This is a genomic window from Streptomyces sp. NPDC005017, from assembly GCF_042873115.1.
In the GTDB taxonomy this organism is placed as follows: Bacteria; Actinomycetota; Actinomycetes; order Streptomycetales; family Streptomycetaceae; genus Streptomyces.
On sequence record NZ_JBIALD010000020.1, the window covers coordinates 24,759 to 48,540 of the forward strand.

Genomic DNA, 23,782 nt, shown 5'->3' on the forward strand with positions numbered 1-23,782 from the left:
GAAAGGAGAGGCATGGCAACTCCAGCCACACCGGCCATCGCGCGAACGGCCGGACCGCTCGGCGGACTTCGCTTCGAGGGATCGGGCCCACCAGGTGCGGCGGACGGTCTGGTCGCGGACCATCTGCGGCTGCTCGGCGCCCGACCCGCCGGCGGGTCGGGCGGAACGATCACCGTCGCCGGGGGCGGCCTCGGCGAGGTCACCGTCCGCACGACCTGGGGCGAGGCCGCCATGGACGAGGCCACCGTCCAGGCCGTCACCGGCATCATGGCGGTGCACGGCCGACGCGACGGGGCTCCCCGCGGCCTGGCCGTCGACTACGCCGCCACCGCCGCCGGTGTGCTGGCCGTGCAGGGTCTGCTGGCCGGGCTGCTGGCGCGCGCCCGCGGTGGCACCGGGGTGACCGGAGTCGAGGTGACTGCGGAGCGGGCCGGACTGCTCGCGGTGTCGCAGTACCTGGCCGCCGCCGGCGCCGAGGAGGGTGAGGCCGCCGAACTCGTCCCCGGCGGGCCGCCGTTCACGACGGCCGACGGCGTCGTCTTCGAGCTGGAGGCGCTCGACCCGGGCGTCTGGGCGGCGTTCTGGCGCGCTCTCGACGCCCCCGAGGAGGCGATGCGCCGGGGATGGCGGCCCTTCCAGTTCCGCTACGCCACCGCGTGCGCGCCGTTCCCGGAGTCGCTGCACGAGGTCGCGCGGGTCGGCACCTGGGCCCGAGTGCGGAACGCCGCCCTCCTGTCCGGCGCCGATGTGTGCCGGCTGAGGTCCCTCGCCGAGCGGGCGGCCGAGTGCGACGACGCGCCGCCATGGGAGTTCTCCCCTCGGGACGCGGCGTACACCGGCCGGCCCGCCACCGGCGCACTGCCCCTCAGCGGGTTCACCGTGCTGGAGGCCGGCCGTCGTATCCAGGCGCCGCTGGCCGCCCGCCTTCTCGGCCTGCTGGGCGCTCGGGTGATCAGGATCGAGCCGCCGGGCGGTGACCCGCTGCGCGGTATGCCGCCGGCGTGTTCCGGTGTCTCGGCACGGTGGCTGGCGCTGAACCGGGGCAAGGACGCCGTCGAGGTGGACATCAAGAACCCGTCCGAGCGCGAGCGGCTGCGCGAGCTGGCCGTCGACGCCGATGTGTTCCTGCACAACTGGGCGCCGGGCAAGGCCGCCGAACTCGGTCTGGACCACGAGCACTTGGCCGCGGTCAACCCCGCGCTGGTGTACGCGTACACCAGCGGCTGGGCGGGCCGGCTGCCGGACGCGCCCCTCGGTACGGACTTCATGGTGCAGGCGCGCACCGGTGCGGGTGAGGCCGTACGGCCTGCCGACGAGGCGCCCTTCCCTTCCCTGATGACCCTGCTCGACGTGCTCGGCGGGCTGCTCGGCGCCGAGGCGATCACGGCGGGTCTGCTGTCGAGGGAGCGCACCGGGCACGGCGTACGCGTGGACTCGTCCCTGCTCGGCGCCGCCGATGTGCTCACCGCCCCCGCTCGGGCCCGGGCGGCGCGGGGACTCGGTCCACGCCGGCCGCCGGGGTTCCGGCGCCCGCTGTCCACCGCCGACGGCTGGATCGCGGTCACGGACGACACCGTGATGCCGTACGAAGTAAGCGAGTTGACAACACGTCAGGCGTTGGAGCGGCTGCGTGCGGACGGGCCGGCCGCCGTCCCGGTGGTGACCGACCTCGCCGGACTCCTCGACTCCCCCGGGGTCAGCCGCGACGCGCACGGCGCCCCCGCCGTCCCGACCCCCTGGAGCTTCGCATGACCGTGGACCTGCACGACCTGCTGCCCGCCGAGCTGCGCCGCTCCTGGGCCCTCGACGGAACCTGCCCCGACCTGGACCTGTACAGCCTCTACCGTGCCCGCCAGATCGCCGACCTGCACCGCACGGCGGTTCTCGACGCCAAGGGCAAGCTCTGTTACACCGCCCTGGACCGCAAGGCGCGCTCACTGGCCGCCGGACTGTCCGGCCTCGGCGTACGCGCCGGTGACGTGGTCGGCGTACAGCTGCCCAACGGCCGCAACGCCGTCATCACCGATCTCGCCCTCGCCGCGCTGGGGGCCGTCGCGCTGCCCTTCCCGGTGGGCCGTGGCGACCGGGAGGCGGCCTCGCTGCTGCGCAGATCGGAGGCGGTCGCCGTGATCGCGGCCACCGAGCACCGCGGCCTGTGCCATGCCGCCGGTCTGCTGGCCCTGTCCGCCGAGCTGCCCGCACTGCGAAACGTGATCGCCGCCGGGCCGGGTACGGCTCCCGAGGGTTCTGTCGCCTTCGCCTCGCTGCTGCGCACGGACCCCATGTCCTTCACGCCTCGGCGGCCCGATCCCGACTCCGCCGCCCGTGTGCTGGTCTCCTCGGGTTCCGAGGCCGAGCCGAAGATGGTGGCGTACTCGCACAACGCGCTGGCCGGCGGGCGCGGCAACTTCCTCGCCTCGCTCATACCCGACGACCGGCCGCCGGTCTGCCTCTTTCTCGTGCCGCTGGCCTCGGCGTTCGGCAGCAACGGCACCGCGGTCGCTCTGGCACGGCACGGTGGCACGCTCGTCCTGCTGGACCACTTCACCCCCGAGGCGGCCCTCGATGCGCTCGCCGAGCACGGGCCCACGCACGTGCTCGGTGTGCCGACGATGATCCGGATGATGCTCGACCGGGTCGCCGAGGGGGACACCCGGCCCTTCACACCGCCGACGGCCGTCGTGGTCGGCGGCGCGCCGCTGGACGAGGCCACCGCCGAGGAGGCACGCCGGGTCTTCGGGTGCCCGGTGGTGAACCTCTACGGCTCGGCCGACGGCGTCAACTGCCACACCGGACTGTCCGGCGCGCCCCCGCGCGGCGAGGGACCGGGCGTCCCGGCCGGGCGTCCGGACCCCCGGGTGACCGAGATACGCATCGCGGTCCCCGGCACACCGGACCTCCAGGAGGTGCCCAGCGGCTCGGTCGGCGAGATCGTGGCCCGCGGCCCCATGACCCCGCTGTGCTACGTCGCCGCCCCCGAGCTCGACGCCCGGTACCGCACCGCCGACGGCTGGGTGCGCACCGGCGACCTCGGCGTCATCGAGGAGGACGGCGGTCTGCGCGTCGTAGGCCGCCTCAAGGACGTCGTCATCCGCGGCGGGTCCAACATCAGCCCGGCGGAGGTGGAGGTGGAGCTCGCCACTCATCCGCTCGTGCGGGACGTGGTGTGCGTCGGAGTGCCCGATCCGCTGATGGGCGAGCGGCTCGCGGCCTGCGTGGTGCCGCGCGAGCACGGCCGGGCGCCGACGCCGGAACAGCTGACCGCGCATCTGGACGCGCGAGGCCTGGGGCGCGGCAAGCATCCCGAACGACTGCTGGTGCTGGACGAGTTGCCACTCACTCCGGCCGGCAAGCCCGATCGGGCCCGGCTGCGGGAGCAGTGCGTCGAGCAGATGCCGGAGACGCTCGCCCAGGCCGGGTGAGGCACACCGGGAGGGGCCGCCGGGGATTCCCGGCGGCCCCTCCCGGTGTGCGCCGAGGTCTCGGCGGCAGTGTGTCAGGGACGCTCCCGCCTCACGCGGTCATCGCCTTCTCGATCGTGTCGGCGGCGTTCTTGTAGACCGCCAGCAGGTCCAGGTCCTCGCCGGGGTAGTTCACGATCCCCACCTGCTCGGCACCCGCGTCGGGGAGGACCTCACCCGTGGTCATGTGCACGTTGTCGAAGACGTACGACGGCTTCTTCTTCGCCAGATCGGCCAGTTGACCGGCGGTGACGGCCTCGGGCCCGTACGTGCCCGTCACGTTCGCCCCCGTCATCCTGGCCGACCACACGGAGAAGACCTGTGCGACGACGGCCGGGGCCCTGCCGCCCGGCCAGGCGGCCTTCAGGTCCTTCTGCAACGTGCCGTAGGTGCTCTTGAAGGACGTGTTCCACCGCGCGGCGGCGTCCTCCGTGCCGAACAGCGCGCCCAGGCGCGTGACTTCGGCGCTCGCCTTGCCGGCGTCGTTGTCGAGTGCGACCTCCACCAGCTTCGCGCTGGACCCCGCGGCCTGCCGGATCTTCTCGGCGTACGGCTCGAAGGGGGCGTAGAGCACGAAGTCGGCGGCTGCGACGGCCGCGAGGTCGGAGGGCCTGGGGTCGTAGTCCGGGGCGTGCCGCGCGGACGAGGGGACGATGACCGTCACGTCCTCGGCGCCGGCCGCCTTGGCGAAGGCGCCCTCCCAGGTGGTCGTGGCCACGACGACGGGGCCGTCGCCGTTCTTCCCGCCCGCGCCGGAGTCCGGGCCGCCGGCGGCGTCCTTGTCGCCGGAGCCGCACGCCGTGGCCGTGAGCAGCAGGGCTGTGCTCAGGCTCAGTGCGAGGAGGGAAGGGACACGGGCGATGCGGACGCGGTTGCGCGCCATGAGCTGATTCTCCGTTCGGGGATGAGATGGACGGCCAGGACGACGGTCCCGGCGGTCAGGACGAGCACGGGTCCGGGCGGCCAGTCGAGTTTCAGCGCGATCAGGAACCCGGTGAGGTTCACGACGACGCCGATACAGACGGCCCACACGGTGATGGACTTCAGGGACGTACCGAGCCGCCGCGCCGCCAGCGCGGGCAGCAGGGTCAGCGCGTCGACGAGCAGCGCACCGGTCAGTTTGATCGCCCCGGCCACGGAGACCGCGACCAGGACGAGGAGCAGGAGGGTGAGCCGGTCGACGCGTACCCCGCAGGAGACGGCGAGTTCACGGTCGTGCAGCAGCAGCGCCAGATCGCGTCGCCGCCACCAGAACAGTGCGGGGACGACGAGGGCCAGCGCGCCGAGGAGCCACAGGTCGACGGTGCCCACGGACAGGATCGAGCCCCAGAGCAGGGCGAAGGCACCCTGCGCGTTGACCCCGGACACCGACAGCACCAGCAGGGCGGCGGCGATCGCCAGACTCATCAGCAGGCCCATCGCGCCGGACAGCCCGTCCGGGGTGCGGGCGAGCGGCGCGACCCCGGCCCCCGCGAGCGCGCACGCCACGAGTGCGCACAGCAACGGGTCGAGCCCGGTCAGCAGCCCGAGGGCGATACCGAGCAGCGCCACGTGCATCATCGCGAACCGCACCGGCATGATGTCCAGGCCGACGATCACGACACCGACCACCGGCAGACCCACGGCTGCCAACAACAGGGCCGCTCCCGCTCGTTGCACCGGCAGAAGCTGGAGGAGCTGTCCGAGGTCGGCCGCGGCCAGACTGTTCACCGGACCTCCCTCAGCCGGCCGGCGGCCATCTCCAGCGTCCGGTCGCACCGTTCGGCCAGCGACCTGTCGTGCGTGACCACGACGACCGTCACCGGCAGGGACAGCAGCACGTCTGCGGCCTCCTCCTGCCCGGCGAAGTCGAGTGCCGCCGTGGGCTCGTCCGCCAGCAGCACACCGGCCCCCGCGGCGACACAGCCGACCGCCCGGGCCAGGTACACGCGCTGCAACTGCCCTCCGGAGAGCGTGTGCAGCGGCCGCCCGGTCAGCGCGCCGACTCCCAGCTTGTCCGCGGCCTCCAGGGCCGGGGCGCTCGCGCCGCTGCTGGCCAGCAACTCGCCAGCGAGCAGCGGAAATCGGCCCACCGCGGGCTTCTGCGGGATCCAGGCGCAGGCCCGGCGCCGCCAGGACCAGTCGGCCGCCGACTCGGTGCCCCGGCCGCCGACCAGGATCCGTCCACCGGCCCGGCGGTGCAGACCGAGCACCGCCCGGATCAACGTCGTCTTGCCCGATCCGTTGGTACCCGTCAGCGCGACCCGCTCGCCCCCTTCGATGTCGAGATCAACACCGCGCACGGCTTCGACCCGGCCGTGGCGGCAGGCGACGTCACGCATCCGCACATCCAGACCGTCCATCCCACCTCCTGCTCGTCGTTCGAGAGAGCAGTCGGAAGGGCGCGGGGGTGAGTTCCCGTGAACCGCAACGGAGTCGGCTCACACAGCCACCGGCCCAGCCGGCCGGCGGGCGGACCACCACCCCGGACATCGCGACAGCGTGTCAGCCGCCTCCGGTGTGCCCGTGCCCGTGCTCGGGAACGTGGCTGCCACCGCCGTTCCCGACAGGGCTGGTCGTGCTGCTCTCGCCCGTACCGGGACCTACGGGGCCGACCTTCACGCCCACGGCGTACGACACCACGAAGACGACCGCCATGAGCAGGAGGAAGCCGAACACCGCGGGTGGCGGCAGCAGTTGCCGTACCGCGCCGCCGCCCTTCTCCTCACCCCCGACACCGGACCGCGTGGACTCGGGCATGCGCAGACCTCCAGACCGCCTCGCCTCGCACGACGGCACTCGGGGCACGCCGTACCGATCCATTGGTCGGGGCCGCGGTGGCGGGAGTTCCCGTGCGCCGGAGTGACGCCCGTCACCCACGTCTCGCGGGCCGCGCGTGGGAACAGCCGTACGATGCCTCGGTGGCAGAGATCATCGACTACGGACAGTTCGCCGAGCGGCTCAAGAGACAACGGGGCAAGGGCCGCTGGGAGTTGCTCGACGCGGTACAGCGCGAGTGGGGATACGAGGACCCGGGAGGCGAGCCGACGGCCTCCCGGTGGGGCGGGGAGAACTCCAGCTACGGGATCGACGAGAGCCTGGACATTCCCGAGGCGCTCGCCGAATGGTGGGACTCCCCGGTCAACTCCTTCTCGTTCCGGCCCCGGTTGTACTGGACGCACACGCAGTGGCCACCGACCATCTGGGTCGACGAGTACGGCGAGCGCGACGACGTCCAGGAGCTCGAGGAGGACGAGGACGAGGTAGAGACGTTCCTCGACCCGGCGCGGGCCGACGGACTGCCGAAGGACCACCCGCTGCTGCCGCCCGACGTCACCGACCGGCGGATCTGCGTCTTCATGTCGGAGTACCAGTACTGCAACCAGTGGGCCTACCTCGCCGCCGAGGCCTCCCACCCCGACCCCCGGGTGCTGGTCAGCACGGGCGGCGGCTGGCAGTTGCAGAGCAGGTCGTTGTCGGAGTTCTTCCTCCAGCTTGCGCTGGAGCGGCTGCCGAGAACATACGGCTGGACGCTCAAGGTACGTCGGGCCGACGTCGAGGCGGACCCCGCGATCCTGGAGCGACTGACGTCCTCGTACCGGGAGTTGGGGCTGCTGCCCTGGCAGGAAATGGGCTGCGACGCGCTGATGTACGGCGGTCCGGACGCACTTGTCGTCCACGGCCGTGGCAGGGGCGCCGACTTCGCCCTGGTGATGCAGGGCCGGACCCGCGAGGCGCTGCTCCAGGTCCTCGAGACACTCGGGATCACCTTCACCGACAAGGACATCCAGGGCCCCAGCGAGGTGCCCGAACCCCTGGAGCGGCTCGACCCGTTGACGCTCACCGACGGCGACGGCGACGACCGGGGCCGCTGGCGGGTGGAATCGACCGGAAGCGCCCCCGTGGAGGGCACGGTTCCCGACGCGCTCCGGGCTCTGCCGGACCGTACCGCCACCGCGCTCGGCGAGGACTCCGTCCTGGCCGCCGCCGGTGATGCCGAAGGCCGTGTCCACGTCTGGGAGTCCGCCGCGCAGGAGGTCTTCGCCAAGTCGCTGCACCGCGCTCCGGTGACCGCCCTCGTCTGCGTCCGGCTCGACGACACCGGCACCGCCGTCGTCAGCGGCGACGCCCAGGGTGTGTTGCGCTACTGGCGCACGGACAGTGCCCCGCGGGCGTACCCGTTCGACCGGCGGCGCACCGCGGTCACCGCGCTCGGGGGCGCCCGTCTGGCCACCGGCCCCGCGCTGGCATGCTGCTGGGCCGACGGGCTGGTCCGCGTCTGGGACCTGGACTCCGGCGCGGTGGCCCAACTGCCGCTCGGCACCGGCATCACGGATCTGACCCTGACCGGCGACGGCGCACTGTGCGTCACCGGACCGTCGGGGCCGGTGACGCTGCGGCTCGACGCGGCAAGGCTCTGGCCACACCGCGACCTCCAGTTGCGTCTGGACGGCATCGACTGGGGTTCGTACTGGTCGGCGAGAGGTCCCGCGCACGCGGTGCCCGGACTGATCCGCAAGGTGGCCTCCGACCAGCAGAAGACCGCCATGGACGCGGTGCACGACCTCTACCGGCTGCTGGTCTCCAAGGGCTCGGGGCTGACCGCGGCGGCGCCGGCGGTGCCGTTCCTGGCGGAGTTGATGACCGACCCGGACAACCAGGCGCGTTCCACCCTGCTGCTGCTCATCGCGGACATCGCCGACTGCGCGAACGCGGAGAACCGTGCCGCCGTGCGGGCGGTGCTCCCTGCCTTGCGCTACCTGCACGACGATCCGCAGTCGTCCATCCGGTGGGCGGCGGCGGAGCTGGAGAAGAACTGCGCTCCGCGGCCGGGCGAGGAGTGAGCGGACCGGCCACGGCGTGAACACGGGGGCCGAGAACCGGTCGGCTCATGTACGGGAGGACCGGACGGCCCGGCCCTCCCGCACCCGGGGCACGGCTATTTGCCCGACCCCTGCGCGAACCCGTTGTAGATGTAGCGCTGGAGGAAGAGGAACACCACCAGGGTCGGGACGATGACCAGGACGGCTCCGGCCGAGATGGTCTCCCAGTGCGCCCCGAAAGGCCCCTTGAAGCGGAACAGCGCCGTGGACATCGTGCCGAGTTCCTCGGAGGGCATGTACAGGAACGGGACGTAGAAGTCGTTGTACGTCGTGATGCCCTTGATGATGACCACGGTCGCGATCGCCGGCTTCAGCATCGGGAGGATGATCCTGCGGTAGACGGTGAAGGCGTTGGCGCCGTCCAGCCGCGCGGCCTCGTCGACCGATGTCGGGATGGACCGGATGAACTGCAGGAAGATGTAGATCGACACGATGTCGGTACCCATGTAGAGCAGGATCGGGGCCCAGCGGGTGTCGAAGAGGCCGAAGCTGTTGACCACCTGGAAGGTCGCGACCTGGGTCGTCACGCCCGGGACCAGGGTGGCGACCAGGAACAGCGCCATCACCAGCTTCTTGAGGCGGAAGTCGAACCGGTCGATCGCGTAGGCCGTCATCGAGCCGATGACCACGGTGCCCGTGATCGAGAACAGCAGGATGAAGGCGGTGTTCCCGAACGCCATGAGCATCTGGCCGTCGTTGAACGCGGTGACGTAGTTGGAGAAGTTCAGCCAGTCGTCCGGCAGGGCCAGCGCGCCCTTGCCGTCCGCGACCTCGCCGGAGGTCTTGAGCGAGGTCAGGAACACCACGGCGAGCGGGACCAGGACGACGAGCGACGCGGCGATCAGGACCAGATAGGTCAGCGTGCCGGCGATGCCGGGGCGTCGCCGCGGCCGGCGCTCGGCGGGAGCGGTGATGGTCATACGAGATCGACCCTCTCGTCGGGCACGAGGCGGCGCTGGATCCAGGTGATCAGCAGGATGATCGCCAGCAGCACCACGGCACAGGCCGAGGCCAGGCCCGTCTTGTTGAACTGGAAGGCGAGCTTCACCGTCTGGATCACGAAGGTCGAGGTCCCGGTGGCGCCGCCGGTCATGATGTACGGGATCTCGAAGACGGCGAGGGAGCCGGAGATCGCCAGGATGACGCCGAGGCTCAGCACGGGCCGGATGCCCGGGGCGATGATGTGCCGGAACTGCTGCCACCGGCTCGCGCCGTCGAGCTGGGCCGCTTCGTGGAGCTCACCGGGGATGGACTGGATCGCGCCGAGGAACAGCACGAAGTTCAGTCCGGTGAACCGCCACACGGACACACCCGCCAGGGAGGTGTTCGCCGACTCCGGGTCGCCGAGCCAGGCGTGGTCGGAGGTCACTCCGAACCAGGACAGGACCGAGTCGAGCGTGCCCCCGTCCTGGAAGAAGTAGAGGAAGACGAAACCGATCGCGACCCCGTTGATCAGGTAGGGGAAGAACAGGATCCCCTTGAACAGGTTCCTGAAGCGCAGGTCGAAGCTGAGCACTGTGGCCAGGTACAGGGCGATCGCGATCTGTACGGCGGACGCCGCGAGGTAGTACAGGCTCACCGCGAAGACCCGGAACATGTCGGGGCGTGTGAAGACCTCGGTGTAGTTCTCCGTGCCGACGAAGTCGCGGTCGGGGCTGACGCCGTCCCAGTCGGTGAAGCTGTAGTAGATCATGTTGCCCACGGGGACGTAGGTGAACGTCACCAGCAGGGCCAGCGGGGCCAGCAGGAACAGCCAGGGGGTGAGGCGGCGCATCGGCCTGTCGCGCCAGGAGCCTCGTCCCGGGGCGGCGGCGCGGCGCGCGCGGTGCTTCGCCGGCCGGTCCTCGTGCGGGACGTGTGCGGGCGGTGGAGTGGTGGTTACGGATCGGGGCATGTGAGGGCCAGGGCCTTTCATCGTCCGCTGAGCGGTGTTGCGCCGGGTTCCGGCCGCGGGGGCCGGCGGCCGGAACCCGGGCACGCGCAAGGTCAGGAACCGGCGGTCTGCCTGGCCTCGGACCAACGCCTGTTCAGTTCGTCGAAGTAGTCCTGGAGCGAGCCGCCCTGCGCACCGCGGGCGACGTCGACAAGCTTCTGACGGTAGTCCTGCTTGTTGAGACCGATCTCCGAGGCGTCGTCGATGGCGTTGACCTCGGCCGTCTTCAGCTCGGAACGCTCCACCATCTTGACATCGTTGTCAATGTATTCCCTCAGTGTCTCGGGCAGCTCGGCCGACCGCAGCACGGAGACGGCGCCCTCCTTGGCGGAGTAGCCGGACTTCTCGGTGAACCAGTCGATCCAGGCGCGCGCGGCCTCCTTGTGCTCGGAGTGGACGTTCACGGCCTGCTGGTAGTCGGAGACCAGGGTCGCGCAGAACTGGCCGACACTCTGGGCGGGCACCGGCATGAAGCCGATGTCGTCGGGGCTGCGCCCGGCCTGCTCGGCGGCGGCACGCATCTGGTTGACCGCCCACGAGCCCAGCATCATGCTGCCGATCTCCCCCTTGGCCAGGAGGGTCTTGGAGCTCTCCCAGTTGGTGGTGGTCGGGTCCTTCTCCGACAGCTTCTCGTGCACGATGTCGTGCAGCAGTGTGTCGAGGGCGTTGAGGTCGGTGCCCTTCGCCCAGGGGTCGTCCATCTCGGCCAGCTTGTCGGAGGCCTTGCTGTCGCAGCTGACGGAGCCGACGCTGTTGGTCCACGGGCTGCTGAGCGGCCAGCCGTCCTTGAAGTTGGTGTAGTAGGGGGTGGCGCCGGTTCTCTCCTTGACCGTCCTGAGGTCGGCGAGGAACTGCCGCGGCGTCGTCGGCCAGTCGGTGATGCCGGCCTTCCTCCACAGGGTCTTGTTGTAGACGAGGCCGTTGGCGGTGCCGAAGGTGCCGATGCCGTAGACCTTGCCGTCGACGTCGGTCTTGTCGGTGAAGAGGTACTTCGCACGCATCGAGGCCGCGGTGCCGAGCGGGGCGAAGAACTTCGGGTAGTCGCCCTTGGCGACCGCTCCGGGGATGAGGAGGACGTCACCGTAGTTCTCGGTGTTCATCCGGATCCTGACCTCGCCCTCGTAGTCGGTGATGGCCTCGAACCTGACCTTCACCTTGGGGTAGGTCTTGTTGAACTCCGCCGCGTACTTCTTCATCGTGCCGTCCTGCACGAGGTCCGTACGGTTGGTGAGCACCGTGATGCCGCCGGAGACACTGTCCGCGTCCAGCGGTGCGGCGGCGGTCTCGCCGACGTTCGGCGTCGCGCCGCCGCCGCATCCCGCGACCGTGAGCGCCGCGGTGACCAGCAGTGCGATGCTCGGCGTTCTCTTCCCCATGTGCCCCACTCCTCCATCGGATTACGGCTCGGGCTCCAGTAGTTGCCGGGGACTATGCCAGCTCGTTGATGAACCGGTAAAGCTTCACGCATGGGCGCGATACTTAATCGTTACACGCCGGTCACGACCTTCATCGGGGGAACGGTGCCTCACCTGGAGCTTCCCTCCGCGGGCCGTCGAAGTTCAGGACTAGACCGGTTCATGTCCTGAGCGTTAAGTTGAGGCTCGTCGCTACCCACATCGACAGATCTGTCCTGCAAGGAGGAGCCGTCCATGAAGGAAGTCGTCCAGCTCGCCGAGGGGTGGAGCCTGGGGCACGACGGAAGCGCGCTGCCGGCCCAGGTACCCGGTTGTGTGCACACCGACCTGCTCGCCGCGGGAGTGATCGAGGACCCCTGCACCGGCCTCAACGAGAACGAGGTGGCCTGGGTGGGGCGGCGGACATGGACCTACAGCCGCTCCGTCGACGCCGCCCACACCACCGCCGGCCGGCACGAACGCACCGACCTCGTCTTCGACGGTCTCGACACCGCGGCGGTCATCACGCTGGGCGGGCGGGAACTGGGCCGGACCCGCAACATGCACCGCGCCCACCGATTCGACGTGACCGGCCTCCACGGCGGCCTGCACGTGGAGTTCACCTCCGCCTACGACGAGGCGGACTCCGTGCGGACGACGATCGGTGAGCGGCCGAACGTCTACCCGGAGCCCTTCCAGTACATCCGCAAGACGGCGTGCGGCTTCGGCTGGGACTGGGGCCCGACCCTGGTGACGGCCGGCATCTGGCGTCCGGTACGGCTGGAGCGCTGGTCCACCGCCAGACTCGCGCAGGTCCGCCCCCTGGTGACGCTCGCCGACGGCACGGGCCGTGTGGAGGTACGGATCGACGTCGAGCGCACCGGGCAAGGAGCCGACCACTACCTCGAGGTAAGGGCGTCCCTCGGCGGCGTGCGGGCCCGGGGACGCGTCGACGGCACACGAGGCGTCCTGACCCTGGAGGTCTCCGACCCCCAACTGTGGTGGCCGCGCGGCTACGGCGAGCAGCCGCTGTACGACCTCGAGGTCACCCTCGTCGACACCGGGGACGGCTCGGCGGAGCGGCCGCTCGACTCCTGGCACCGGCGCATCGGCTTCCGCACGATCGGACTCGACCGGTCGGCCGACGACATCGGCACCGGCTTCACCCTCGTCGTCAACGGCGCACGGATCTTCGCCCGAGGCGTCAACTGGATCCCCGACGACGTCTTCCCCTCCCGGGTCACCCCCGAGCGCTACCGCACCCGCCTGACCCAGGCGGCCGACGCGAACGTGGACCTGGTCCGGGTCTGGGGCGGCGGCATCTACGAGGACTCCGCCTTCTACGACGTCTGCGACGAGCTCGGGCTCATGGTCTGGCAGGACTTCCTCTTCGCCTGCGCCGCCTACCCGGAGGAACAGCCACTGCGCGGAGAGGTGGAGGCCGAGGCAAGTGACAACGTTGTCCGACTGATGCCGCATCCCTCGCTCGTCCTGTGGAACGGCAACAACGAGAACCTCTGGGGCTTCCGTGACTGGGGCTGGGAACCCGCGCTGAAGTCGGACTCCTGGGGCGAGGGCTACTACCTCGGCCTGCTGCCCCGGGTCGTCGCGGAACTCGACCCCACCCGCCCCTACACCGCGGGCAGCCCCTGGTCCGGCTCCTGGGACCACCACCCCAACGACCCCGACCACGGCACCCACCACTCCTGGGAGGTGTGGAACCGCCAGGACTACGCCGAGTACCGGGCCAGTGTGCCCCGGTTCGTCGCGGAGTTCGGCTGGCAGGCACCGCCCGCCCTCGCCACCCTGCGCCGCGCGCTCCCCGGTGAGCGGCTCGCCCCCGACTCGCCCGGCATGCTCCACCACCAGAAGGCCGAGGACGGCAACGGCAAGCTGAACCGCGGCGTCGCCCGCCACTTCCCGCTGCCCGAGGGCGACTTCGACCGCTGGCACTACCTCACCCAGCTCGTCCAGGCCCGCGCCGTCGCCGCCGGCATCGAACACTGGCGCTCGCACTGGCCCGTCTGCGCCGGAACCGTCGTCTGGCAGCTCAACGACTGCTGGCCGGTGACCTCCTGGGCCGCGGTGGACGGCGACGGCCGCCTCAAGCCGCTCCACCACGAACTGCGCCGCGTCTACGCCGACCGTCTGCTCACCGTCCAGCCCGGCGACGACGGGCCCACGCTCGCCGTGATCAACCAGGCGGCCGAACCGTGGCGGGCGACGGTGACACTGCGCCGCTTCCGTGCGGACGGCACCGTACTCGCCGAGCGGGTCCTCGACCTGACCGTCGCGCCGCGCACCGTCGACCGGCGGCCGGTACCACCGGAACTGGTGCCGGACGCCGCCTCCGCCAAGGAGTTCCTGGTCGCGGACGAAGGGGAGCTGCGCGCCCCGTACTTCCCGGTGACCGACAAGGACTTCGCGTATCCCGCCCCCGAGTACGACGTGACCGTGTCGTCCTCCGTCGGCGCCGGTGAGGGTAGTCTCGACGTCGTGGTGACAGCACACACACTCGTACGTGATCTCCTCCTCCAGCCCGACCGCCTCGGAACCTCCGCCGTCTGCGACACCGGTCTGCGCACGCTGCTGCCCGGGGAGCGGATCCGGCTGGCAGTCCGCGGCGCCGAGGAGACGGGCGCGAACGCCGTACGAGCGGCCCTCTTCTGTGTGGAACCGGCGTGACCGCACCGACCGAACGCGTCACCATCAAGGACGTCGCGGCCGCCGCGGGGGTCTCCAAGGGCGCGGTGTCACTGGCGTTCAACCACAAGCCGGGAGTCTCGGACGCCACCCGCGAGCGGATCTTCGCCGTGGCCCGGCAACTGGGCTGGGCGCCGAACTCCTCGGCGCGCAGTCTGTCCCGGCAGGCGGTCGACACCATCGGCCTGGCCATCTGCCGGCCGGCCAGGCTGCTCGGCCTCGAACCCTTCTACATGGAGTTCATCTCCGGCATCGAGAGCGTGCTCGCCGAGCGCGACTGCTCCCTGCTGCTGCGCCTGGTCGGCTCGCTGGAGGAGGAGATCCAGCTTCAGGAACGCTGGTGGAGGGAGCGCCAGATCGGCGGCTCCATCCTGGTCGACCTCCGCCAGGGCGACCCCCGCATCGAACCGCTGCGCAGGATCGGACTGCCCGCCGTCACCGTCGGACACCCGAGCCTGACGGGCGGTTTCCCCTCGGTGTGGACCGACGACGCCACGGCCGTGGGCGAGGCGGTCCGCTATCTCGCCGCGCTCGGGCACCAGCGGATCGCCCGCGTGGGCGGACCGGGCGGGCTGGGCCACAGCGCCATCCGGGCGGAGGCCTTCCAGCGGACGATGAGCGAGCTCGGCCTGGACGGCGGGCGGCACATCGAGACCGACTTCTCCGGCGAGGAGGGTGCCCGCGCGACCCGTTCCCTGCTGCTGTCCTCCAACCGGCCGACGGCCGTCCTCTACGACAACGACATCATGGCCGTCGCCGGGCTCGGCGTGGCCACCGAGATGGGCGTCGCCGTACCCGACGAGCTGTCGCTGCTGGCCTGGGACGACTCCCAGCTGTGCCGTCTCACCCATCCCACGCTGTCGGCGATGAGCCACGATGTCCACACCTTCGGCGCCCAGGTCGCCCAGGCGCTGTTCCATGTGATCGCGGGAGACGACATGGTCTCCCAGCCCGTGGCGACCCCGCAGCTGGTACCTCGCGGGTCGACCGCACCACCGCGCCCGTAGCGGGCCGGGACCACGACGACGAGGGGCCACGGCACTCATGCCGTGGCCCCTCGTCGTCTGCGCGCTCCGGCTTCGCGCGGGAGCAGGGCGCTCGCCACCGCCCTCGCGCTCACGGCCGGCCTTCGTGCCTCACTCAGCGGCGACCGTCTCGAGTACGGTCCGTCGTGCGGCGGCGGCAGCGCCGACCAGTCCGGCGTCCCGGGCCAGCGCGGCCGGCCGCACCGTGACGTGCCGGGCGAAGTCGAGCACCGCGAAGCCGCGCAGGTGGCGCCGCAGTGGGGTGAACAGGACGTCTCCGGCCTGGGCGACTCCCCCGCCGATCACCGCGACCTCGATCTCCAGCAGTGTCGCGCTGCCCGCGATGGCCGCCGCCAGGGCACGGGCCGACCGGTCGTAGGCGGACAGGGCCCGTTCGTCCCCCGCCCTCGCCGCGACGGCCACGGCCGCGGCGGTCGCGTCCTGCCCCGGTGACGGAGCCCAGCCGAGCCGCACCGCGTGGCGGGCGATGGCGGTGCCGCTGGCGTACGCCTCGACGCATCCCCGGGCGCCGCACGCGCAGGGCGGGCCGTCCATGTCGACGCAGATGTGCCCGATGTGACCGGCGTTGCCGGAGGGGCCGGGGTGCGGTGCGCCGTCCAGGACGTAGCCGCCTCCGACACCGGTCGAGACCACCATGCACAAGGCGTTGGCGACACCCTGGGCGGCACCGCGCCAGTGCTCCGCGGCCGCCATCGCCACGGCGTCCCCGAGCAGGACCGGCTCGACGGCGTCGGACACCAGCGGATGCGCGCGAACGCTCTCGACGAGAGGGAACGAGCGCCACGCGGGGATGTTGACCGGACTCACGGTGCCCTTGACCGTGTCCACCGGTCCGGCACTGGCGATCCCCATGGCGCGGACACCGCTCCAGGCTCCGTGGGCCGCCAGCGCGTCGATCACGGCATCGACCGTGCCGCTGAGGCGGGATGTGGACTCGCGGGCAGGCGTGGGCAGTTCGGCCCGCTCGACGATCACGCCCGCGTCGTCGATCAGCGCTCCGGCGATCTTCGTGCCGCCGATGTCGATAGCTGCGTACACCTATGGGCTCATTTCTCTGTTCGACGTCCGGGGCCGTCGCCGGGCGCGAAGGCGCGGAGTCGGACGGCACTTACTTCTGACAACGTTGTCAACAGATGCTTGCGGGAAGGGCTCACATTTTCCGGGGCCGCCCCCCGGTACGCTCGCTTCCACGAGGCGTTCAGGGCCGGTGAACGGCAAGTCCGGTCCCTGCCACGAAGAGGGTCCCGGACCCCGACACGGTGATCCCCCGGTCGGAGTCGGGGAGGAAGCAGGAGTCGCCCGGCCCCAGGGAGAGCACCTCACCGTCCGGCCCGCTCAGCCGCGCCGCACCCGCCGTGCACAGCGCGATGCGCGGCCCGGCCGACGGCACCAGGGGAACAGCCGTGACAGTGAGCCCCGTTCGGTAGAGGGTGAACTCCTCGGCCGGGCACTCGTACTTGTGCGTGTCCCCCAGGCCGTCGACCGCGGTGGGGCGCACGACGGGGACCCGGACCGCGGGATCGGTGATCCGCAGCAGCTCCGGGACGTTCACCTCCTTCGTCGTCAGCCCCGCACGCAGCACGTTGTCGGAGGCCGCCATGAGCTCCACGCCCACGCCCCGTACGTACGCGTGCAGTCCGCCGGCCGGCATGTACAACGCGCTTCCCGCGTCCAACACCTGATGACGCATCAACAGCGAGGCCACGAGGCCCAGGTCGTCGGCATGGTGCCCTGCCATGCGCACCACCGCGCCGTAGGCCTCCCGGTGGGGGCCCGGCCCGTCCGCCTGCCGAGCGCTCGCCCGGACGACCTCACGCACCAGCGCCACGCGGTCCCGCGCCGGCCATTCCAGCAGGGCGCGCAGTGCGGCGATGAGCGCGGTGTCGTCGCCCTCGTCCTCGAGGAGCGTCACGACGGGGCGGAGCCTGTCCACACCGAGGCCGTCGAGCACGGCGGCGGCCTCCGCACGGGTGCGGAACCCGGCGAGGACCTCGAAGGAGCTGAGGGCGTGGAGCAGCTCGGGCTTTGGCCAGTCGTCGGAGTAGGGTCCCTCTCCCCCGCTCAGCTCCTGATCGGTGAACGCGGCGTGAGCCTGCTTCCGGTCGGGGTGCACCTGGATGGACAGGGGCTGGTCCGCCGCGAGCACCTTGAGCAGGAAGGGGAGCCGGCCGCCGAAACGGGCGACACAGTCCGCGCCGAGTTCCCGTTCCGGGGCGTCACTCACCACGTCCCGCAGGGTGCGGGTCCGTCCGTCGCGGGTGACACCGGCGGGCCCGGCCGGGTGCTCTCCCATCCACAGCTCCGCCTCGGGCCCCACGGACGGAGTGGCTCGCCCCCGCAGTCGGGCGAGCGCCTCATGGGAGCCCCAGGCATAGGGTTTGATGATCGGTTCCAGTAGATCCACCCGATTAAGTTAACCGTCGGTCGGCACCATGACGATGACGGAAAGGTTCCGTTATTAAACCGGTATAGCTTCATGGGGGAGCGGGCCGTCGCCGACGGACTGCCGCAGTTCGGACGGGGAACCGAAACGGTGGCGCGACGCGTCCGCCGCAGTCGGCAACGAGGCATGCACGGGGGCGGCAGCCTCCTCTCGGCCGGCATCCCGCGCCGGCCCGCACAGGGGCCGACCGAGCGACTTCGACGTGCCGCCCTTCGCGGCGCCGCCGTCCGGTCCCGACGACTCAAGAACGCAGAGCCACAGGACACTTGGCTGAGTAAGCGCGATCTGGACGAACGCGCTCCTCGACGCAGAGGTCTGCCGTGGACGGCCGTGCGCGGACCCGTCGCCCCCGGTCGGCGCGCGACACACCCCACGGAACACACCGGCCACCGAGCCGGTCCGCCCGGCTGGCCACGTCGATCCCGACCCCCTCGAGACCGGGCGGGTCGGGCCGGACGACCTGGCCCGGACGTCAACGTAGGGGAATCGGAACACCCCGGCAACGAACCTGACGGGGATATCGTCGATTTAGTTTTAGTTTAGTTCTTGAGCTCCTTGCATCGCGCGTAGAAACGGGAATTGATCGACCCGTCTATTGACATGACCGAAACACAGAGTGCTCTCATGGAGGCACGCCGCCGACGGCAAGTCCGGCGACACCCCTCCCCGTTGGCGCTCCCTTGCCTTCCTTTCGACTAGACAACGTTGTCGTATGCCGGAGCGACCGACGGCAACTCCCGACGCCTTCCCGGCGCTGCTCCTTCCGCTGGGCGAGGCGACTTCTGTCCGCCTTCCTCCGAGGAGAGACATGGCACATCCACAGCACGGACTGACGAGTTCGTGGCGCACCACCGCCGTCGCGGCGCTGACCGCGGTGCTCGGCCTGCTGCTGTCCGTCCTGGGCACTTCCGTCGGCGAGGCACAGGCCGCCCCGACCGGTCTGCGCGTCAGCAACGGGCGCCTCTACGAGGCGAACGGCAACGAGTTCGTGATGCGCGGGGTCAACCACGCCCACGCCTGGTACCCGGACAGGACCCGCTCCATCGCGGACATCGCGGCCAAGGGCGCCAACACCGTCCGCGTCGTGCTCAGCAGCGGCGACCGCTGGACCAGGACCAGCAGCTCGACGGTCTCCTCCCTGATCGGCCAGTGCAAGGCCAGCAAGGTCGTCTGTGTCCTGGAGGTGCACGACACCACCGGCTACGGCGAGGACTCCGCCGCCGCGACCCTCGGCAAGGCGGCCGACTACTGGATCGGCATCAGGAGCGCGCTGGCCGGCCAGGAGAACTACGTCGTCGTCAACATCGGCAACGAGCCCTTCGGCAACAGCGGTTACGGCGCCTGGACCCAGGACACCAAGAACGCCATCGTCAGGCTGCGCAGCGCCGGCATCAACAACGCCCTGATGGTGGACGCCCCCAACTGGGGCCAGGACTGGTCGAACACCATGCGGAACAACGCCGCGTCCGTGTTCGCCGCCGACCCCGACCGCAACACCGTCTTCTCGATCCACATGTACGGCGTCTACGACACCGCCGCCGAGGTGCAGTCGTACCTCAGCCACTTCGTCAACAACCGACTCCCCATCGTGGTGGGCGAGTTCGGCAACCAGCACAGTGACGGCAACCCCGACGAGGACGCCATCATGGCCACCGCCCAGTCCCTGCGCGTGGGCTACCTCGGGTGGTCGTGGAGCGGCAACGGCGGTGGCGTCGAGTACCTCGACCTGGTCAGCAACTTCGACGCGGGTTCCCTGACCACCTGGGGCCGGCGCCTGTTCAACGGGGCCAACGGCATCGCCTCCACGTCCCGTATCGCCACCGTCTACGGCGGCGGAGGCGACCCCGGCGGCGGGACGGCTCCGAACGGTTACCCGTACTGCGTCAACGGCAGTGCGTCGGACCCGGACGGTGACGGCTGGGGCTGGGAGAACAGCGCCTCCTGTGTCGTGCGCGGAAGCGCGGCGGACACGGGTGGTTCACCGGGAGGCGGGACGGCTCCGAACGGCTACCCCTACTGCGTGAACGGCAGTGCGTCCGACCCCGACGGTGACGGCTGGGGCTGGGAGAACAACAGGTCGTGCGTCGTTCGGGGCGGCGCGGCGGACCGCTGAGGCAGGGCCGACCCGGAGTTCTGAGCAGGGCCGGGGCCCGGTCACCGGGCCCCGGCCACCACGGCCGTTCGGTTTCCGGCTATCCGGACCGGGACTCTCCCGGTCCGGTCAGGTCACGCCGGCCCGCCGCGGTCAGGTCACGTCGGCAGCCCGCCGCGGTCAGTCACGCCGGCCCGGCGCCCGGCTCGCCCCGCCGTACGGCGTCGTGGGCGGCCAGCGCCGCGTGCAGGGTGAGGAGGTCGGCGCCCCGGGCCGCGTCCAGGCCGGTGAGGTCCGTCGCCCTGCGCAGGCGGTAGTCCACCGTGTTCGGGTGCACCTGGAGCCGGGCGGCGGCCTGGCGCCGGTCCTGCCCGCAGGCGAGGAAGGTCCGCAGGGTGGCGAGCAGTTCGGGGCGCGGGTCCAGCGGGTCGAGCAGCGCGGCGAGCCCGTCCCTGGCCGGGCTGGGGCGGCTCAGCTGGTACTCGAGCAGCACGTCGTCGAGCAGATACAGCCCCGGTTCCCGGCCCGAGGCCTCCGCCACCTCCCGTACCTCGGCGGCCAGCCCGGCGGCCTCGGCGACACCGTCGGGGGTGGCGGCGACGGCGGCCACGAGCAGCTCGGCGCCGCACACGCGGGCGAGCTGCCCGAGCAGCCGGGCCAGCCGGTCGCGGTCCGGCGCGCCGAAGTCGGCGGGCGGCGTCTCGCACGGGATCAGCACCAGCCCGCCGTCACCGGACAGGGCGGACAACGCCATGCCCGTGGTGTGGCGCTGGAGTTCGTTGCGCAGGCGGCGGAGTTTGCGGCGCACCACGACGGGGTGGTTCACCCCGGGCAGCAGTTCGTCCGGGTGCGGTCCGACGGCGAGGCTCAGCACCAGGTAGCAGGGCGGGAGGCGGATGCCGACGCGGTCGGCGGCGGCCTGGGGGCTGTCCCCCTCCAGCAGCCGGGAGAGCAGTGACTGGAGCGCGACCTGCTCGTCGCTGAGGGCCGCCTGACGTTCCTGCACATAACCGGCGGCCACCGCGCTGCTCACCAGCCGGAGGAAGCCGAGCACGCGGCGCTGGACGAGCAGGATGTCGTGCAGGTCGCCGGGCCGGGCGGTCGAGAGGACATGGGCGGAGCACTCCTCGGCGCCGAGGTGGTAGGCGCCGACGACGGCCTCCAGCGGTACGCCCTCGTCGGCGCGCCGGGCCGCGGACTCGCGGATCGCCTCCTGTTCCGTCTCCCCCGGCAGTTCACCGGTGCGCAGTACCTCGGCGCACATCCGGATCCCGCCCGCCACCTGCTTCACGATCTCGCCGCGCAGTTGCTCGGGCGGCAGCGTGCCGTACGCGGGCACCTGCTCCACCAGCCGGCTCATCACCGCGGACTCGAGAACCGGTGTGGCCTCCAGCAGCCGCTGATGGACCGGCGTGCCGCCGATCCGCGGCACCGGGCCGTCCTCCACCCCGTTGGACACGGTCACAACTCACCTCGCGAACCTCTGTCATACGCACTGGGCACGAGGTTCCGCACGGCCCTCATCATGGTCTGCGGAATTCCCCTACCGGTTGGTAACACGGCCGACCGGTCGATCACCAGTCATGGGCGCAACGCGGCCGCAACGCCCATGACATCTCCCGCGCACCCCAGCACCGCGCGGGAGCGGACGTATCCGCCCCTCCTCCCCTGACACGAATCGAGGGTTCCATGTCCCACGCGGCCGTTCGAACGATCGCCGTACTCGTCGCCCTCACGGCGTCCATGACCGCCGCGCCGGTGGTCTCCGCCGCCGCGGACGTCGCGGCGACGGAGGCCTCGGCCGACGACCCGTTCTACTCCTACGACGGTGGCGAACCGCTGTCGTCGTACCCGCCGGGTGCCGTGCTCAAGACGCGCACCCTGCCGTACCACCTGTTCGGCATCCCCACGCCGGTCACGGCGGTCCAGCTGCTGTACCGCACCACGGACGCCCAGGGCCGCCCGGACGCGGGCGTCACCACGGTCGTGCGCAGCCCCACGGGCGACGGCAGCCGAGCCGTCTCCTACCAGTCGTTCTACGACTCGCTGAACCCCGAGGACGGCCCGTCGCGCGCGGTCGCCGGTGATGTCACCCTGGGCGGCCTCATCCCCAACGTGGAGTCCCTCCTCTTGGTGCCGCTGCTGTTGAGGGGCTACGACGTCGTCCTCCCGGACACCGAGGGGCAGCGGGCCGACTTCGCCGCGGGACCCGAGTACGGAACGATCACGCTGGACTCGATCCGCGCCGCCACCAGGTCCTCCCACACGCGACTGGACCCGGGCACCAGGTTCGGCCTCATCGGCTACTCCGGCGGCGCCATCGCGACCAACTGGGCCGCCGCGCTGGCACCGAGCTACGCCCCCGACGTGAACAGGTCCCTGGTGGGCTTCGCCGAGGGCGGCCTGCTGGTGGCTCCGGCGCACAACCTCAAGTACGTCGACGGCTCGCTCGCGTGGTCCGGGGTCATCCCCATGGCCGTCATCGGGACCGCACGCGCCTACGACCTCGATCTCAAGCCCTATCTGAGCGCGTACGGGCTCGACGTCTACAAGAAGGTGGAAGACGCCTCCATCGTCGACGCCCTCGGGCGCTACCCCGGCCTGACCTGGAAGAAGATGGCGAAGCCGCAGTACGCCGACCCCAACTCGGTGCCCGAGTTCCTCGCGGCGGTGAACAAGCTCAACCTGGGCTCGGCCGCCACCCCGACGATCCCCGGATTCATCGCGCAGGGCGACGCGGGTGTCCTGGAGGGGACGTTCAGCGACCGCCCGGGCGTCGGTACGGGCGACGGGGTCATGGTCGCCGGTGACGTGCGCGCTCTCGCCCGGCAGTACTGCGCCACCGGCAACACCGCCATCAAGTACAACCAGTACGAGCTGCTCAGCCACCTGGGCGTGCCCGTCGTGTGGGCGCCGCCGGCCCTGGACTGGCTCGACGACCGCTTCGAGGGCCGCGCGGCCCCGTCCGACTGCGGCCGCATCCCGCGGGGCAACTCCCTCGCACCGGAGCAGCCGGCGCCGTCGTCCTGACGTCCGTGCGCGGTCCCATCGCAGCCTCTCGGCGGCGGGACCGCGCGCCCACGCGGCCGGGGCCTTCACACGTGCGGCGCGAGCCGTTCTCCGGCAGCCCGGCGACAACGCGGCAGTGTTGTGGTTCCCGTGGCCCTCGGCCCCGGGCCTTTTCGTGACCCCTCGCTACATCTCCACGATCCCCGCGTCATGGGCCAGCAGACCCGCCTGGGTGCGGTTCACGCAGCCCAGTTTGTCCAGCGTCCGTGAGACATAGCCCTTGATCGTGGCCTCGGAGAGAAAGAGCCGGGCGGCGATCTGGGCGTTGGACAGGCCCGCGCCGAGACCGGCCAGGACCTGGGTCTCCCGCTCGGTCAGGGAGCCGACGAGCTCGCGGGCGCGGTCGCGGGCCGAGAGGGTGTCCGTGGACGCGGCGACGAGACGGCGGGCGGCGGACGGGGACAGGACGGTGTGGCCCTGCGCGGCGGCGCGGACGAGGCCGATGAGTTCCTCGGGCGGTGTGGACTTCACCAGGAACCCGATCGCCCCGGCCCGCAGCGCGCGCAGCACGTACTGGTCGGCGTCGAAGGTGGTGAGCACGACGATGCGGGGCGGGTCGGCGAGCCGGTTGATGTGCTCGATGGCGGTCAGGCCGTCCATGCCCGGCATGCGCAGGTCCATGAGGACGACGTCGGGGCGGCCGCGGCGGACGGCCTCGACGGCGGCCGCACCGTCGTGCGCCTCGTCGACGACCTCGATGTCCGGGGCCGAGCCGAGGATGGTGCGCAGGAACACGCACACCATGGGCTCGTCGTCCACGACCGTCACCCGGGTCATGG

Annotated in this window: 18 protein-coding genes; 7 read left to right on the forward strand and 11 right to left on the reverse strand. The window is 71.4% G+C overall.

Features of this window, described 5'->3' with window-relative positions:
* The first annotated feature begins 12 nt into the window (after nt 1–12).
* Entirely contained in the window at nt 13–1,752 is a 1,740-nt protein-coding gene (locus tag ACFYR0_RS26795; protein WP_389333132.1) for a CoA transferase, read from the forward strand.
* A complete protein-coding gene (locus ACFYR0_RS26800; RefSeq protein ID WP_389333135.1) occupies nt 1,749–3,422 on the forward strand; it encodes a class I adenylate-forming enzyme family protein in 1,674 nt (557 codons plus the stop codon). The genes ACFYR0_RS26795 and ACFYR0_RS26800 overlap by 4 nt, the downstream gene beginning before the upstream one ends.
* Nucleotides 3,423–3,513: 91 nt before the next feature.
* On the opposite strand, the gene ACFYR0_RS26805 is transcribed toward ACFYR0_RS26800, so the two are convergent.
* The 4 genes from ACFYR0_RS26805 to ACFYR0_RS26820 form a co-directional block, all read right to left on the reverse strand.
* Complete coding sequence (locus ACFYR0_RS26805; RefSeq protein WP_389333138.1) at nt 3,514–4,344, reverse strand: metal ABC transporter solute-binding protein, Zn/Mn family; 831 nt, start codon at nt 4,342–4,344, stop codon at nt 3,514–3,516.
* The gene (locus ACFYR0_RS26810) at nt 4,293–5,171 is read right to left on the reverse strand and encodes a metal ABC transporter permease (protein ID WP_389333141.1); all 879 of its coding nucleotides are present in this window, start codon (nt 5,169–5,171) and stop codon (nt 4,293–4,295) included. The genes ACFYR0_RS26805 and ACFYR0_RS26810 overlap by 52 nt, the downstream gene beginning before the upstream one ends.
* The gene (locus ACFYR0_RS26815; protein ID WP_389333144.1) at nt 5,168–5,803 is read right to left on the reverse strand and encodes a metal ABC transporter ATP-binding protein; all 636 of its coding nucleotides are present in this window, start codon (nt 5,801–5,803) and stop codon (nt 5,168–5,170) included. The genes ACFYR0_RS26810 and ACFYR0_RS26815 overlap by 4 nt, the downstream gene beginning before the upstream one ends.
* A gap of 142 nt (nt 5,804–5,945) precedes the next feature.
* A complete protein-coding gene (locus tag ACFYR0_RS26820) occupies nt 5,946–6,200 on the reverse strand; it encodes a hypothetical protein (protein ID WP_389333147.1) in 255 nt (84 codons plus the stop codon).
* Nucleotides 6,201–6,361: 161 nt separating this feature from the next.
* On the opposite strand from ACFYR0_RS26820, the gene ACFYR0_RS26825 reads away from it, so the two are divergent.
* On the forward strand, nt 6,362–8,284 hold the full coding sequence (locus tag ACFYR0_RS26825; protein ID WP_389333150.1) for a WD40 repeat domain-containing protein: 1,923 nt from the start codon (nt 6,362–6,364) through the stop codon (nt 8,282–8,284).
* A gap of 95 nt (nt 8,285–8,379) precedes the next feature.
* Here the strand turns inward: ACFYR0_RS26825 and ACFYR0_RS26830 are convergent, their stop codons facing one another.
* The 3 genes from ACFYR0_RS26830 to ACFYR0_RS26840 all read right to left on the reverse strand — a co-directional run bounded on the left by ACFYR0_RS26830 (nt 8,380) and on the right by ACFYR0_RS26840 (nt 11,632).
* Nucleotides 8,380–9,243: a carbohydrate ABC transporter permease gene (locus ACFYR0_RS26830; RefSeq protein ID WP_389333153.1), complete on the reverse strand. Its 864-nt coding sequence runs from the start codon at nt 9,241–9,243 to the stop codon at nt 8,380–8,382.
* Nucleotides 9,240–10,217, reverse strand: coding sequence for a carbohydrate ABC transporter permease (locus tag ACFYR0_RS26835; RefSeq protein ID WP_389333156.1), 978 nt, complete (start codon nt 10,215–10,217; stop codon nt 9,240–9,242). The genes ACFYR0_RS26830 and ACFYR0_RS26835 overlap by 4 nt, the downstream gene beginning before the upstream one ends.
* Before the next feature lie 92 nt (nt 10,218–10,309).
* On the reverse strand, nt 10,310–11,632 hold the full coding sequence (locus ACFYR0_RS26840; protein ID WP_389333159.1) for an ABC transporter substrate-binding protein: 1,323 nt from the start codon (nt 11,630–11,632) through the stop codon (nt 10,310–10,312).
* Nucleotides 11,633–11,905: 273 nt separating this feature from the next.
* On the opposite strand from ACFYR0_RS26840, the gene ACFYR0_RS26845 reads away from it, so the two are divergent.
* Both ACFYR0_RS26845 and ACFYR0_RS26850 read left to right on the forward strand, forming a co-directional pair.
* Nucleotides 11,906–14,335, forward strand: coding sequence for a glycoside hydrolase family 2 protein (locus ACFYR0_RS26845; protein ID WP_389333162.1), 2,430 nt, complete (start codon nt 11,906–11,908; stop codon nt 14,333–14,335).
* Complete coding sequence (locus tag ACFYR0_RS26850; protein WP_389333165.1) at nt 14,332–15,360, forward strand: LacI family DNA-binding transcriptional regulator; 1,029 nt, start codon at nt 14,332–14,334, stop codon at nt 15,358–15,360. Before ACFYR0_RS26845 ends, ACFYR0_RS26850 begins: the two co-directional genes overlap by 4 nt.
* 129 nt (nt 15,361–15,489) lie before the next feature.
* On the opposite strand, the gene ACFYR0_RS26855 is transcribed toward ACFYR0_RS26850, so the two are convergent.
* Both ACFYR0_RS26855 and manA read right to left on the reverse strand, forming a co-directional pair.
* Complete coding sequence (locus ACFYR0_RS26855) at nt 15,490–16,437, reverse strand: ROK family protein (protein ID WP_389333168.1); 948 nt, start codon at nt 16,435–16,437, stop codon at nt 15,490–15,492.
* A 160-nt stretch (nt 16,438–16,597) separates the two neighbouring features.
* Nucleotides 16,598–17,803: a mannose-6-phosphate isomerase, class I gene (gene manA / locus ACFYR0_RS26860; protein WP_389333171.1), complete on the reverse strand. Its 1,206-nt coding sequence runs from the start codon at nt 17,801–17,803 to the stop codon at nt 16,598–16,600.
* Between the two features lie 847 nt (nt 17,804–18,650).
* Between manA and ACFYR0_RS26865 the strand changes: the two genes are divergently transcribed.
* Nucleotides 18,651–19,955, forward strand: coding sequence for a cellulase family glycosylhydrolase (locus ACFYR0_RS26865; protein WP_389333174.1), 1,305 nt, complete (start codon nt 18,651–18,653; stop codon nt 19,953–19,955).
* A gap of 163 nt (nt 19,956–20,118) precedes the next feature.
* On the opposite strand, the gene ACFYR0_RS26870 is transcribed toward ACFYR0_RS26865, so the two are convergent.
* A complete protein-coding gene (locus tag ACFYR0_RS26870; protein ID WP_389333177.1) occupies nt 20,119–21,393 on the reverse strand; it encodes a PucR family transcriptional regulator in 1,275 nt (424 codons plus the stop codon).
* Nucleotides 21,394–21,623: 230 nt separating this feature from the next.
* On the opposite strand from ACFYR0_RS26870, the gene ACFYR0_RS26875 reads away from it, so the two are divergent.
* Nucleotides 21,624–22,964, forward strand: coding sequence for a lipase family protein (locus tag ACFYR0_RS26875; RefSeq protein ID WP_389333180.1), 1,341 nt, complete (start codon nt 21,624–21,626; stop codon nt 22,962–22,964).
* A 165-nt stretch (nt 22,965–23,129) separates the two neighbouring features.
* On the opposite strand, the gene ACFYR0_RS26880 is transcribed toward ACFYR0_RS26875, so the two are convergent.
* Entirely contained in the window at nt 23,130–23,780 is a 651-nt protein-coding gene (locus ACFYR0_RS26880) for a response regulator (RefSeq protein ID WP_389333183.1), read from the reverse strand.
* Between the last annotated feature and the right edge of the window lie 2 nt (nt 23,781–23,782).